Raw genomic sequence first — 13,726 nt, forward strand, 5'->3', positions numbered from 1 at the left:
TCTGTCGCATCTGCGGTTAGCGGCATATGGATTGCACGGTGGTCTACTATTCATTCCCATTCCATCCTTCCGCCGTTATTTATCGAGCAGGGCGGTTGGTTCCTTCTCCTGGTGGTGCTAAACCGCAGCACGCATGTGTGCCACCCGGCACACCGTGCAACGCTTGGCTACCACTTTGCAAGCAACCCACTAAGCCGACCCACTATACCGAATCGTAAAACCTTAACATGGCTGTCCAATAATCCGATTGCCTTAGTCCGGTGTTTTGACAATGCAACCTACTGAATACCTAGCGGTGCGGCGGTCCCGCTGAACACAGCTGAAGAGGAATTCCCGATGCCAGTTCGCAATCTCGACAAAATCTTCCATCCGCAAAGTGTTGCCATCATCGGCGCCAGTCATAAGGCGACCAGTGTCGGACACACGGTCATGCGGAACTTGGCCGATGCGAGTTTCCCGGGTGCGGTGTACCCGGTGAATCCGCAGTACAAGAAGATCGGGGACACGACCTGCTACGAGAGCGTCGCCAGTCTGCCAACCGTGCCCGACCTGGCGGTGGTCTGCACGCCCGGCGCGACGGTGCCCGACCTCGTGCGTGAGTGTGGCGACGCGGGGATCATGGGGCTGGTGGTTCTGTCGGCCGGTTTTCGCGAGACCGGCGCGAAGGGACGCGAGTTGGAGGTCGAACTTCGCGAAGCGGCCGAAGAGTACCCGGGCCTGCGGATCATCGGTCCCAACTGCCTGGGCATCATGTCGCCCCATTCGAAGCTGAACGCCAGCTTCGGCAACACTACGCCCGCACCTGGCCGCGTGGCGTTTATCTCACAGTCGGGCGCGCTCTGCACGGCGGTACTCGATTGGGCGCTGCAGGAGCACATTGGGTTCTCGCACTTCGTGTCGTTGGGCAATACCATCGACGTGACGATCGGCGACCTGATCGACTACTTCGCCACCGACGACTGGACCGAGTCGCTCATCCTGTACGTCGAGTCAATTACCGAAGCCCGCGAGTTCCTTTCCGCCGCCCGAGCGTTCGCGCGCAACAAGCCGATCATCGCCTACAAGGCGGGTCGGTTCACCGAGTCGGCCGAGGCGGCTGCGTCGCACACCGGCGCGATGGCCGGCGTCGACACCGTGTACGAAGCGGCGTTTAACCGCGCGGGCATTGTTCGCATCTCGGAGATGACGGACATGTTCGACTGCGCCGAGTTGCTCGCCCGCCAGCAAACCCCCAAAGGACCGCGGCTGGCGATCGTCACCAACGCAGGCGGCCCCGGCGTGATGGCCACCGACGCCCTGTTGGATCGCAACGGCGTGCTCGCGCGGCTCTCCAAGGAGTCGATCGAGAAACTCAACGCCCAGTTGCCGGCCGCCTGGTCGAAGAGCAACCCCATCGACGTGCTGGGCGACGCCACGCCGGATCGATTTGCCAATGCACTGAAGGTCGTGCTCGACGATCCCAACGTCGACGCCGTGCTTACCGTGTTCGCGCCGCAGGCGATCAGCCAACCGGTCGCGGCTGCCGAGGCGGTGATCAAGGTGGCCAAGGGGTCGCGGAAGCCAATCCTCACCTCTTGGATGGGCGGCGCGTCGATGACCGGCGCGATCGACCTGTTCAATCGCTCGGGCATTCCGACGTACGCGGCGCCCGAGCAGGCGGTCCGCGCGTTCATGTACCTGGTTTCCTACGCCCGCACGCGGGAAGTGCTGTACGAGACGCCGCGCGAAGTGCCGGTGGGATTCCCGTTGAACCGCGGTAAGCTCCGCGGCGTGTTTGACACTATCCTGAGCGAAGGTCACGACACGCTGACCGAAAGCACCTCGAAGGCGCTCTTGGAATCGTACGAGATTCCGGTCGCCAAGCCGTTCGTGGCCCGCAGCATGGACGACGCGGTGAGCCTCGCCCGGCGGGTGGGCTATCCGGTGGTGCTGAAGGTGCTCTCGCCCGACATCACCCACAAGACCGACGTTGGCGGAGTGGAACTGGGCCTGGCGAACGAGACGGAAGTGATCGAGTCGTTCCACCGCATCGTCAACCGCGCCAAAGACGAGCGACCCGACGCCGACGTGCAGGGTGTCACGGTGCAGCGGATGATCACCAGCCCGGTGGGCCGCGAGTTGATCGTCGGCGCGCGGCGCGACAACGTGTTCGGCATGGTGATGCTGGTCGGCGCTGGCGGCACCGCAGCCGAGTTGTTCAAAGACCGCGCGCTGGAGTTGCCACCTCTGAACGAACGACTGGCTCGGCGGATGCTCGAGTCGCTCAAGAGTTGGCCCCTGCTCGACGGTTACCGCGGCCGCCCGCGAGTGAACGTCGATCGGCTGATCGAGTCGCTCATTCGGCTATCGTACCTGGTGGCCGACTATCCGGAGATCAAGGAGCTGGACGTCAACCCGCTACTGGTCACGCCAGAAGACGTGATCGCGCTCGACGCCCGGGTGATCCTCGACCACGACATGGTGCTCAATCCGCCGCGGCGGTTCTCGCACCTGGCGATCCGTCCTTACCCCGAGGAGTACACGAAGCGAGTGAAACTGAAGGACGGCCGTAGCGTGCTGCTACGTCCCATAAAGCCGGAAGACGAGCCGATGTGGCATAAGCTGCTGGCCAGTTGCTCGAAGGAGTCGATCTGGTTCCGATTCCGTTATCTGTTCAAGAAGAGCACGCACGAGATGGCCACGCGGTTCTGCTTCATCGACTACGACCGCGAGATTGCCATCGTGGCCGAGATCGAAGACGAGAACGAGCGCCAACTGGTTGGCGTTTGCCGGCTGGTACCGGACGCCGATCGCACCAACGCCGAATACGGCGTGCTAGTTTCCGACTCGTACCAAGGGCAGGGACTCGGCTCGCTATTGACCGACTACTGCCTCGACATTTGCACCAACTGGGGCATTCACACCATCGTGGCCGAGACTTCGCCGCAGAACCAGCGGATGCTCAGCATCTTCGCCAACCGCGGCTTCACCCTCGACCGCAACATTGGCGACGACGTAGTCCTAGGCCGCAAGGAACTGGTCAAAGAGCCGGAGCCGGTGGAAGTAAGTTCCTCCCTGCTGCGATGATTCAGCAGCCACGGAGTGGCGACCGCGCATAGCCTGGGACGCAAGTCCCAGGTTAGAGTTAGAAACACACTCTCCAGCCACGGAGTGGCGGCGGCGAATGCCGCGTCAGATTTTGCTCGCTTGAAATCTCCAGGGACGTTGGTAGCCATCGACGACACATTTACCTGCCTGGATCGTTGTCGCCACTCCGTGGCTTTGGAGAACAATCAGATGTGTTCCTGGGACTGACGTCCCAGGCTATGCGCCGCTACTCCGTGGCTGAATGCCGGGGCAGTTCACCCCGAGCAGCTACAACCTCTTGTGCTACCCCGGATGTTGACTTCCTTGGCCAATCAATCCTCAATCCCACGCGACTGCAAGAAGTCGTCCGGGATGTTGGCGTTCTTGCGACCTACCAGCGCGTAGTAGAACAGCGGTAGCCCTTCCATCGACAGGCGGTGGCGGTATCGCTCCAGGTGGAACACGTCGAGATACTCCGAGAAAATCAGTTCGCGGATGAAGCGCGAGAAGCCGGTATTGTCCGAGGCGTCGAGAAACGTCTCCTTGATGTTGAACGCTACCCAGCCACCTTCGTTGACGAACCGCAGTCCCTGCATGAACGCCGTGGGCGGGATGTCGCCAAACCCCAGCGCGGCCACACTCGTCAAACAGTCGATGTTCCACTCGCCGATCTGCTCGGCAGTATCGGCGCTAAGGTCCGTGAAATCGGCCACGTAGTACTCGTCGTACAACTCGGGACGATCGCGGATGCACGCGTCGCGGGCCTCGGGAATGATGTCGGCGCCCACCAGCCGCGCGACCCCATGTTGCTTGAGTTCCTCGCCCATCATGCCGTTGCCGGCGCCCAGGTCGAGCACTCGCAACTCCGAGACATACTGCCCGACCGCTTCGAGTGTCTGATGAAGAATGCCGGCCACTTTGGCAGGCGAGTTGCACTGCAGCCGGTCGTAGAACAACTGCTCGTAGAGCCCCCGCTCGTTGTAGATTTTGTCGTAGTCGTGCAGCAGCAGTTTGCGTTTCTTCCTGTCCGGACCATCCACAAGGTAGAAGTATGCTTCGTCCTGGGCGAGGTCGTGCGATCCAATGGGCGGAAATTGAATCCGGTGGCGCGTGGCAGGCATGGGTCTCCAATAGGGTCGAGGGACTCAAACAAACGAGAGTGACCCTATTCTAACACATATGCATCCAGGATGCAGGAATGGGGTAAACGCATGGTGTACAAGTGGATCGAGTTGGACACCACCTACAAAAAAAAACCGCCGAGGCGAACCTCGGCGGCTTTGAGTACTCAGTTTTGTACGCAGCGATCGGCGTGTAGCCCACCGCTTGCAGCCAATAACCCTAAGGCATGTGGCTGCTAAGGCCGCCGGCGGCGGGTACGTAGCAGTGGCGGACGTAGTCGACCACCATGCGGTGCGAGCTGAATCGTTCGGCCAAGGTGGCGATCGATTCGATCATCATGTTAATCCACCGCGATGGCAGTCCGTCGGCGTCGCGATCGTAGAACGTGGGGATGACCTCGTCGGCCAGCACGTTGTACAGGTTCTCGGCGTCGCGCTCGTCGGTGATGTTATCGTCGACGTGCTGCGTGCCGTTGCCGATGGCGAAGCCGTTGCGGCCGTTGTAGGCCTCGGCCCACCAGCCATCGAGAATCGAGCAGTTCAGACCGCCGTTTAGGATGACTTTCATACCGCTGGTGCCAGAGGCTTCCAGCGGGCGGCGGGGGTTGTTGAGCCACACGTCGACGCCTTGCGTCAGGTGGCGGCCGACGTTGATATCGTAGTCCTCGACGAATACCACGCGCCCGGCGAACCGCGGGTCGCGGCGCAGTTGGGCGATCTTCTTGATGAAGCTCTTGCCCCCTTCGTCGGCCGGGTGAGCCTTGCCGCTGAAGATGAACTGCACCGGGCGTTCCGGGTCGTTGATCAGCTCGGCGATCTCGTCGAGCTTGCGGAGGAACAGGTCGGCACGCTTATACGTGGCGAATCGTCGGGCGAAGCCAATCGTCAGCGCGCTGGGATCGAGGGCCGAGCGGGCGGCTTCCACCGCGGTTTCGTCCTCGTTCCGCCGGCGACATTGGCGGCTCAAGCGGCGGCGGACAAACTCCAGCAGCCGGCTCTTCAGGGCGTGGTGCGTTTCCCACAACTCGCCTGGCTCGATCTGGTAGACCTTGTTCCACACTTCGGGCTCTTCGAGCCGCAGTCGCCAGCCCTGGCCCAGATGCCGCTCGAACAACTGCTGCATCGGCTGGGCAATCCAACTGGGAATGTGCACGCCGTTGGTGATGTGGCCGATGGGGATTTCTTCTTCCACGCGCCACGGCCACAGGTGCGCCCACATGCGGCGCGAGACATGCCCGTGCAGCGAGCTAACCGCGTTGGCCCGTCGCGACAGCTTGAGGCCGATGACGGTCATGCAGAACGTCTCGTGCTCGTTCTGCGGTTCGACCCGGCCGAGGCCCATCAGTTGTTCGTGCGAGATGCCAAGTTGATCGCGCAGCGGGCCCAAGTGTTCTTCGATCAGCGAGGCGTCGAAGCGGTCGTGGCCAGCCGGCACCGGTGTGTGCGTGGTGAACACGGTGTGTTGCGCCACGTCGCGCAGCGCGTCGTCGAACGTCAGGCCATCGCCCTGCATGCGTTCGCGAATCACTTCCAAAGGTGCGAAAGCGCTGTGACCTTCGTTCAGGTGGTAACAGCCGGGCGTGATGCCCAGTGCGCGAAGCGCCTTCACGCCGCCCACGCCGAGCACGAGTTCCTGGCGAATGCGGGTGCGACGGTCGCCGCCGTACAGACGGGAGGTCAACTCGCGGTCTTGCGGGCTGTTGCCTTCCACGTCGCAGTCGAGCAGGTACAGCTTCACGCGGCCCACGGTCATCAGCCACACTTTGGCGATGAGCGTGCCGTCGCGGGTGTCGATGCTCACGGTGATTGGCTTGCCATCCGGACCGGTCGCGGCTTCCATCGGCAGGTTTTCGACCTTCGTATTGAGGTACTCTTCCTGCTGATAGCCTTCGCCGTTGAGGTGCTGCTTGAAGTAGCCTTGGTCGTAGAACAAACCAATGGCCACCAACGGCACTCCCAACCCGCTGGCGCTCTTGATGTGGTCGCCCGACAGCACGCCGAGGCCGCCGGAGTAGATGGGCACCGATTCGTGAATGCCGAACTCGGCCGAGAAGTAGGCCACCGGCTTGGAGCCGAGTACGCCTGCGTTTTGGCCGCCCCAGGTTTGGTGGACGTCGGCCATGTAGTCCTTCAGCCGGCGGTGGGCCTGGTTGATGCGGGTGTACATCACCATTTCGCCGGCTCGCTCGGCCACGATCTCGGGGCTCATCTCCGCGAGCAGGGCGATGGGGTTATGGTCGAGTTGCCGCCACCGCACGGGATCGAGGTCGCGAAACAGGCTCACTACCTCCGGGTGCCAGCTCCACCAGAGGTTGCTGGCGAGCGATTGCAGCTTGTTGTACAAGGCTTGGGGGGTGATTTCGGTCCAGTTGACCCGCTCAATGGCGGCGACGGTTCCATCTTCTACCTGGCTCATAACGTGACTCGTCTTTTCCTGATACTTATCGAAGCCTGAACGGTAACAAAAGCGATTTAGAGGCTATTTTCACGGCCGCGAAGCTTGGCGATCGCGCAGCAGATCTTCCGTGGATTGGACGGCTAGCTGCGGATCGAAGGCTCCGGACCGGGGGCGCACGGCGTTTAACAATCGCCGCATTATAGCGATTCACCGAAGGATTGCGACGCCACTACGCAGATGCCAAGCTTTGGCGATTCCCCGCAGGTCTTACCCAGAGTTCGCAGAGTACGCCCGGCGACCAAGGTGCTCCAGTGGACCAGCGGGCTGGCAAATGGTGTCGCGGTTACCAGCGGCCCCCTCCACCTCCGCCCCGGCGAGGACCTCCGCCTCCAGCCGGCTTGGGACGCGCTTCGTTCACTGTGAGCGTGCGACCATCGAGTTCTACGCCATTCATTCCTTCAATGGCTTGTTGGCCTTCTTCGTTGTTGGCCATGGTGACAAAGGCGAAGCCGCGAGGACGGCCTGTTTCCCGGTCGTTGATGATGGCAACCTCTTCCACCTGCCCATACGCAGCGAATTGTTCTTCGAGCGAGGCTTGCGTGGTGTTGTAAGACAGATTGCCGACGTAGATCTTCATCTCGAGACTCCAAGACGCGGACGTGCAGCGGCCACGACGACCTACGAGGCGGTCGGGCTGCCGCCGAAACAACGGACGTTCGCTAGCGCAGCCGAACACCACATTCAAGTCGCACGCCTGAAAAGATCAACCTCGAACGCGACGCCGGGCAGCGGGAGCGTAATCGTCAATCTACCAGATTTGTGGAAAACACCAGCAGAATAGTCAGCAGAAACGGATAATTTCCGTGCCCCCAAATCTGGGGGAATGTGAAGTACCTAATGACGAAATTTCCAAATATCCAAATACCCAACCATACTCACGCTTGCGCTTCATTCGTCATTGGGTATTTGGGTACTTCGTCATTCCTCCTGTGGCATTTCCTCGCCGTCCGCCAAACCCACCGGCGTGCCGGTTGCTTGCAGCATGTAAGGTTTGCCTTGGGCGAAGTACAGCAGCGTGGGATGCGCCAGCGAGGTGAGGTGATAGTAGCCCACCGGTCCTTCATCGGCAGACCACCGCGCGAGCCACTCCGCCAGCGCGATGAACGGCATGAAGAACTCCTCGGCCGACGCGGCGCCGGCGATCGTCACCCTACGGTCTGCTAGCGTCGTCCGATTCGCGACCAGCGCGATCACTTCGCCGGGCGAAGTCTCGAGTTGCCGCTCGTCGACCTCCGGCACCACCTCAGGCGTTTGGCCGTCGGCAAGTTGCGCGAAGAAGTCGACGACCGACTGCGGACAGTCGTCGGTGAGTTGGAAGCTGAGCGTGTATTGGTAGTGCGACATGGGGTCTCAGTATGCGAGCCGGAGCCAAGGTGTGCAATCCGCATAGGGGCAAGCCCGCAGAGAGTTTGCTCTCAATCCAACCATCAGCTTGCCCTTCGCGGAAAGCGCCTCAGTAAAACACCTCTTGGCCTGCGGCCGCTGGCAACGTAGTGTAGGGCAAGTCCTCACCACCTTTTTGAGAATCACCCTATGTTTTCCGAATCCAACTGGAGCCGAAAGTCGATTGGCGACGTCGATGTGGTGTACCACGACGGGCTCTATCATTTATTCCACCTGGTGCTGCCCAACCACGACTTCATCGCCCACGCGGTGAGCGACAACGCGGTGAACTGGCGGCGAGTCGACAACGCCATCTTCATCGGCGACCCCGGCAGTTGGGATGACCTGATGCTGTGGACCATGGCCGTCTCGCCCGATCCCCACAAGCCGGGCAGTTGGCGGATGTTCTACACGGGACTGAGCCGCTGCGACCAAGGCGTGAAGCAGCGCATCGGGCTGGCGGTGAGCGACGACCTCTATCGCTGGAAGAAGGTGCCCACCTGGTGGGAGGATCGTCGCGGCAAGCGCGACCCGGCGGCCATCAAGAAGGTGATTCACGACCTCGAGGCTCAGCAGTGCACTCGCATCAAGGCCACGCACGACGCGGATAGCGCCTACCCGCTGGAGCCGAATCTCGAATACTACGAGGCTTCGTACGACGACGATCGCAACTGGATCAGCTTCCGCGATCCGTTCTACTACCGCGAGAACGGCCAGGGCTATCTGATCATGGCCGCCCGCTCGAACCATGGCCCGTTGGTGCGGCGGGGCTGCGTGGGCGTGATGAAAGAAGTGGCGCCCAACCGCTTCGAGGTCCGCCCGCCGTTGTACGAGCCGATGCACTACGACGACATCGAGGTGCCGAATCTGTTCAAGATGGACGACTCGTATTACCTGGTCGGCAGCATCCGCGAGGACGCCAAGATTCGCTATTGGCACACGCACAAGATTGGCGAGCCGTGGCGAAACTACTCCGACAACGTCCTGCTGCCCACCGGCAACTATGCCGGGCGGATTTGCCACGACGACAAAGGGACGCTGCTCTGGAATTTCTACACGGCCAACCTGCACGACCGCCAGCACGGCAACCAGATGTTGTTGCCCAAGCGGTTGGTGCACACTGCCGAGGGGCACCTTAAGGCGCGGTCGTACGAAGGGCTTAGAGAGCGGGAAATCAAACCCATCAAAATCGGCGCCGTCATCACGCTGAAAGACGCCACTAGCGAGGACTACTGCGAGATTGAAGGCGACCACTTGCACTTCAGCAGCGAGGCGGGCTTCCAGGCGTACGTCTTCCGCCAGCAGGCCGAGTGTTTTCGGCTCTCGGCCAAGCTGCGAATGGTCGGCGCCGGCAAGTGCGGGCTGTTGTACCGCATCGACCGCCAGACGCACGACGGCTACTACATTTCGCTCGACCTGCGAAAAGGCATCGCCCAACTCCGCGCCTGGGGAACCGGACCCAAACGTTCGGGCGAGGACATGATGCGTTTTGCCTCGCTGCAGACGGGCAACTACTACGCCGACGATCGCCACAGCGTGAGCATCCAGCTGACGGTATTTGGTAGCTACCACGAACTGTCGATCAACGACAACGTGATCCTCACGCTGGCCGATAGTCGCTATGATGAAGGGGCGTTTGGCTTTTACGTCGAAACGGCCGACCTGCACATCCACGACCTCGACGTCATGCGATTGGAGTCACCGGACCAGACGGATCATCATTTGACGACAGGATGAAGCTGGAAAAACAAGATAATTGTCATTCTGAGGGAGTCTAAGCGACTGAAGAATCTTGTTTGCCTAAGGCGCCACTTAAGTGGAAGGTTGGTTGGCCGAGTTCCCGAAGTTCCAAAGTACCAAGGTCCAGCAACATAGATTTCTCGGTCGCCGGACTCCCTTCGAAATGACACGCAGTTAACACTAACCTCGCCATGCCTTCCACGCTCACCACTTGCACCGCCTGCGGCTGTACCTGCGACGACATTCGATTGTCGATTGATGCCGAAGGCAGCGTGGGCGAGGCCGCGAATGCTTGTGAAATCGGACGGCAGTGGTTTGCGCTCCCTTCGGCGGACGGCCCGGTGGCAATGATTGAGGGCAAGGAGGCCACGCTCGAGGATGCCCTCGCCCGGGCGGTGGAGATTCTCTCGGCGGCGCGATTGCCACTCGTGACCGGGCTGCAGCATGCGACCACCGAAGCGATTCGCGCGGCCGTGGCGCTCGCCGACCAGGTGGGCGCGTGTGTCGATTGGACTGCGAGCGACAGCGACGCCGCCTCGACGCTCGCCCTGCAATCTGCCGGCAGCGTGACCGCGACGCTCGGCGAAGTCGCGCAGCGGGCCGACATGGTCGTGGTCTGGGGCTTGGATCTCGCCACCACGCACCCGCGACATTTTGAGCGGTACTCGCTCGAGCCGACCAGCCAGTGGATCAGCGGTCGCGCGGATCGAACACCGGTGGTGATTGATCCCGTGTCGGCGATGACTGCCCACATGACCGACGAGTACTTCCAACTCGCTCCCAATCGCGACTACGAAGCCCTCGTCGTGCTGCGCTCACTACTAGCCGGCATCCCACTTGATGCCGCGAAGGTCCAGCAGCAAACCGGAGTACCGCTCACCGAGTGGCAAGAGCTTGTCGACAAGATGAAGCAGGCCAAATTCGGCTCAGTAATCCATGGTGGCAGTCTGTCCGCCAGCCGCGAGTCGCTCATCGCGCTCACGCAATTGATGGCCGACCTCACCGCCCACACCCGCTGGGTCGCCGTGCCCGCCGGCAGCGCCGGCAACAAGTCCGGTGCGGCGAGCGTGCTCACCTGGCAAACCGGCTACCCGCTCGGCGTGAGCCTGGCCGAAGGCTATCCCCAATACGGTCCGGGCGAGTGGACCACCAAGGCGCTATTAGATCGTGGCGAAGCCAATGCGGCGCTGCTGGTGGGTTCGATTGGCGAGACGACCTCGATTCCCACCATCGCGCTCGATTGGCAATCGTCCGATGCAATGAATTCTGCCACCGTAGCGATCCGCACCGCCCGCCCCGGCGTTGAATGTTCCGGCACCACGCAGCGTGCCGACGGAGTGATGCTGCCCATGCGAGCGGCGCGAACCACCGACGCGCCGACGACCGAGGAAGTGCTGGAGAGGTTGAAGAAGCTGTTCGAAAAGTAGTATGGCCGCCCCGGCAACCCACGCCGGGTGCCAATTCGATGGACGTGCCTCTGGGAGTAAGTGATGTCCGAGTTCCGACGATTCTTCTTCGACGATGGCGACTCCCGCAAGCGTTGGCAGGTGCAGGTGAAGGGGACTTCGCAGGTCGTGAAGTACGGACGGCTGACTGGATCGCTTCGGGAGACGAAGAAGAAGTTCAAGAGCGCCGCGGAGGCCAAGGAGAATTCGGCGAAGCTCATCGCCGCGAAGATCCGTGGCGGCTACACCGAGATCGATCCGTTGCGGCTGGAGATCGAGCGAAGCAAGGGCGTCCGCGGCGCCACGGAGAAACAAGTGGCGGCCCTGGAAAAGAAGATCGGCTGCAAGTTGCCTGAGGAGTACCGGCAGTTTCTCATGCAGCGCAATGGTGGACTGCCGAACCCGTTCTGCGTCAAGATTCCAGGAATCGAATACATCGACAATGTTGGCGTGGGAGAGTTCTTTCATCTCAAGCCGTCGAAGCCTGCTTGGAACGAGCTCACACAGCAGATCGATCGTTGCGTGGGTGTGGTTCCCAAAGGCTACCTGCCAGTGGCATCCGAAGGCGATCTGTTTACGCTCTCGCTCAAGCCCAAGACGTTCGGCGCGATTCACTGGTGGAATCACGAGACGGACGAAGGAGACGACGACGGCAACTACTACGAATCGGCTGCCTACCTGTTGGCGGGCTCGTTCGACGAGTTCCTCACCCGCGTGGCTACCTTCCTCGGCGATGAGGCGGAAGAGTTTGAATCCGCGGAGGAAGCTTCGGAGGCATCGGTCTCCGGCAAGAAACCCAAAGCCAGTGTGAAGGGCCTGTTCCGATTGATGCAGCACGAGCACACGCCTGAGAAGATCGAGGAGATTGAACGCGTGGTGAAAGAGCTAGGCGACCTGAGCCAAATCGAGGACCGCCAGTGGCCCTTCACCAACATCAGCAGCGTCCGCGTCTTGCGCCCTCTGCTCAAAGCGGGCCTCAACCCGGAGATCACCGACACCGAAAGCCAGACCTTGTTGTGGCAATGCGCCAGCAGCGCGCCCTGCATCAACCTGCTGGTGAAGCAAGGGGTGGACATCGAGCGTCGCAGCGGCAGCGAAAGCGAAACCCCTCTGATGCGGGCGATTTTCCTCGAAAGCATCCCGGCCGTGAAACGCCTGATCGAACTGGGCGCCAATCCCACGGTCCGGTTGAAGTACTACATCAGCAGCAAAATCACGTACAACAAAAGGCTCGGGAAGATCGTCGAGGACGCCCGCGTGAAATGGAGACGGAAGGCGGCGCGTAAGAAGAAGGCGAAGAAAAATTAGGAGCGGTTGGGAACAGATTCAACCGCAACCTGAATCCAGGCTGCAACTAGTTGTGAATTCGAGCCCGTGTGCGAGTAGCCGGAACCAACAATGGAAATCTCAGGACTATCCAATCAGTGGGAGACGCGACATGGGTTGTTTGACTCCTTTGGTTCGTCTAGTCGCGGCGTGGCAATGCGATATCTCTTGCTGCGTTTGGAAGCAATGGATGGGCCAAGCGTATGGGGAGGGACCTCTCACTCGACGCTCAATCTCGTTACACGCGATGTTGCCAACTACTACGACCGTATTCCTTCCTTTGTTTATATAGATGCAGTTGAGTCGAAGTCTTCGCCCCGCAAGGTGCTGTATCGTGTGAAGTTCCGACGAGTAGTCGGTATTCGGCCGACGAACCAATGGGTCTCGTGCGATGTGCTGGATGTCGACATCGCGGTAAGCTTAATATTGGAAGCCCTGAAGTATGCTGATTCCCCTCAGCGAAATCTGAAGTGATTGTTCATCGCGACTCGGTGCGAGTCTGGTGCAGTGCTATGCCGCTGATTGGAGTGGGAACCAAGGAGCTTAGCCAGTTCCGACTGTCCCATAGAAGAGCCAAAGAACCCCAAGAGAACGAATCCCAGCAAAAGTAACCGCTCCACCAATAAAGTGTGGCCTCCAGCGAAGAGTCTTTGTTCCAACTCGCCCTAAGAAACGCACGACGACGCCCACCGCGGTACAATTCACGCATGTCATCTAATGGCCAAACATCGAGCATGCAGCAGATTTCTTCTCCATCGACGTTCGTGGTGAAGTGGCTGTTGCCGATGATCTACTTTGGCGTGGTGGTGTTGGTGCTGGTGTATCTGCTCAACGGTGTATCGGAGCACTGGACTTCGTTGGCCGTGTTGGTTGCGCCGGTTTTCTTTGGCGTGGTCGGCTACCTGGCGATGCGCGACCGCAACTTTCAGTTGGTGGACGAGGTGTGGCTGGGCGATGGCGAGATCGTCGTCCACAACGCAGGGCAGGAGGAGTCCATTGCCCTGGAGAATCTGCAGTACATCAAGGTGGCTCCCGGTGGCAGCACGCGGCATGTGACTCTGTTCTTGAAAACCCCGTCGGTCTTCGGCGACGAAATCAAGTTCATGCAGTCCAACGACCGCTGGCCACCGGTCGAAAAGTTGCTCGACCAGGCGGTTCGAGAATCGCAAGGCGACTTGCAGTGACGC

General features: G+C 60.7%; 10 protein-coding genes. 6 read left to right on the forward strand and 4 right to left on the reverse strand.

Annotated elements, in window-relative coordinates; genetic code table 11:
• Positions 1-336 precede the first annotated feature (336 nt).
• The gene (locus tag ACQK2L_RS10405) at positions 337-3,066 is read left to right on the forward strand and encodes a GNAT family N-acetyltransferase (protein WP_425396894.1); all 2,730 of its coding nucleotides are present in this window, start codon (positions 337-339) and stop codon (positions 3,064-3,066) included.
• A gap of 332 nt (positions 3,067-3,398) precedes the next feature.
• On the opposite strand, the gene ACQK2L_RS10410 is transcribed toward ACQK2L_RS10405, so the two are convergent.
• The 4 genes from ACQK2L_RS10410 to ACQK2L_RS10425 form a co-directional block, all read right to left on the reverse strand.
• Positions 3,399-4,187 (reverse strand): class I SAM-dependent DNA methyltransferase, encoded by a 789-nt coding sequence (locus tag ACQK2L_RS10410; protein WP_425396895.1) that lies wholly within the window; start codon positions 4,185-4,187, stop codon positions 3,399-3,401.
• A gap of 220 nt (positions 4,188-4,407) precedes the next feature.
• Complete coding sequence (gene glgP / locus ACQK2L_RS10415; protein ID WP_425396896.1) at positions 4,408-6,603, reverse strand: alpha-glucan family phosphorylase; 2,196 nt, start codon at positions 6,601-6,603, stop codon at positions 4,408-4,410.
• A 325-nt stretch (positions 6,604-6,928) separates the two neighbouring features.
• Positions 6,929-7,222, reverse strand: a complete 294-nt coding sequence (locus tag ACQK2L_RS10420) for an RNA recognition motif domain-containing protein (RefSeq protein ID WP_425396897.1) — start codon at positions 7,220-7,222, stop codon at positions 6,929-6,931.
• 341 nt (positions 7,223-7,563) lie between these two features.
• The gene (locus ACQK2L_RS10425) at positions 7,564-7,989 is read right to left on the reverse strand and encodes a hypothetical protein (protein WP_425396898.1); all 426 of its coding nucleotides are present in this window, start codon (positions 7,987-7,989) and stop codon (positions 7,564-7,566) included.
• 189 nt (positions 7,990-8,178) lie between these two features.
• Between ACQK2L_RS10425 and ACQK2L_RS10430 the strand changes: the two genes are divergently transcribed.
• The 5 genes from ACQK2L_RS10430 (at position 8,179) to ACQK2L_RS10450 (ending at position 13,723) form a co-directional block, all read left to right on the forward strand.
• Positions 8,179-9,765 carry a glycosyl hydrolase gene (locus tag ACQK2L_RS10430; protein ID WP_425396899.1) on the forward strand — a complete coding sequence of 529 codons (1,587 nt, stop codon included), beginning with the start codon at positions 8,179-8,181 and terminating at the stop codon, positions 9,763-9,765.
• 194 nt (positions 9,766-9,959) lie between these two features.
• Positions 9,960-11,195 (forward strand): formylmethanofuran dehydrogenase subunit B, encoded by a 1,236-nt coding sequence (locus ACQK2L_RS10435; RefSeq protein ID WP_425396900.1) that lies wholly within the window; start codon positions 9,960-9,962, stop codon positions 11,193-11,195.
• A 63-nt stretch (positions 11,196-11,258) separates the two neighbouring features.
• Positions 11,259-12,521, forward strand: a complete 1,263-nt coding sequence (locus ACQK2L_RS10440; RefSeq protein WP_425396901.1) for an SMI1/KNR4 family protein — start codon at positions 11,259-11,261, stop codon at positions 12,519-12,521.
• A gap of 90 nt (positions 12,522-12,611) precedes the next feature.
• Positions 12,612-13,013, forward strand: a complete 402-nt coding sequence (locus ACQK2L_RS10445; RefSeq protein WP_425396902.1) for a hypothetical protein — start codon at positions 12,612-12,614, stop codon at positions 13,011-13,013.
• Positions 13,014-13,246: 233 nt separating this feature from the next.
• Positions 13,247-13,723: a hypothetical protein gene (locus ACQK2L_RS10450; RefSeq protein ID WP_425396903.1), complete on the forward strand. Its 477-nt coding sequence runs from the start codon at positions 13,247-13,249 to the stop codon at positions 13,721-13,723.
• Positions 13,724-13,726 lie beyond the last annotated feature (3 nt).

This window comes from Aeoliella sp. (assembly GCF_965227375.1).
Classification (GTDB): domain Bacteria; phylum Planctomycetota; class Planctomycetia; order Pirellulales; family Lacipirellulaceae; genus Aeoliella.

Coding starts and splice junctions, on each gene's coding strand:
- ACQK2L_RS10405 (WP_425396894.1), top strand. CDS start 337: ATGCCAGTTCGCAATCTCGACAAAATCTTCCATCCGCAAAGTGTTGCC.
- ACQK2L_RS10410 (WP_425396895.1), bottom strand. CDS start 4,187: ATGCCTGCCACGCGCCACCGGATTCAATTTCCGCCCATTGGATCGCAC.
- glgP (WP_425396896.1), bottom strand. CDS start 6,603: ATGAGCCAGGTAGAAGATGGAACCGTCGCCGCCATTGAGCGGGTCAAC.
- ACQK2L_RS10420 (WP_425396897.1), bottom strand. CDS start 7,222: ATGAAGATCTACGTCGGCAATCTGTCTTACAACACCACGCAAGCCTCG.
- ACQK2L_RS10425 (WP_425396898.1), bottom strand. CDS start 7,989: ATGTCGCACTACCAATACACGCTCAGCTTCCAACTCACCGACGACTGT.
- ACQK2L_RS10430 (WP_425396899.1), top strand. CDS start 8,179: ATGTTTTCCGAATCCAACTGGAGCCGAAAGTCGATTGGCGACGTCGAT.
- ACQK2L_RS10435 (WP_425396900.1), top strand. CDS start 9,960: ATGCCTTCCACGCTCACCACTTGCACCGCCTGCGGCTGTACCTGCGAC.
- ACQK2L_RS10440 (WP_425396901.1), top strand. CDS start 11,259: ATGTCCGAGTTCCGACGATTCTTCTTCGACGATGGCGACTCCCGCAAG.
- ACQK2L_RS10445 (WP_425396902.1), top strand. CDS start 12,612: ATGGAAATCTCAGGACTATCCAATCAGTGGGAGACGCGACATGGGTTG.
- ACQK2L_RS10450 (WP_425396903.1), top strand. CDS start 13,247: ATGTCATCTAATGGCCAAACATCGAGCATGCAGCAGATTTCTTCTCCA.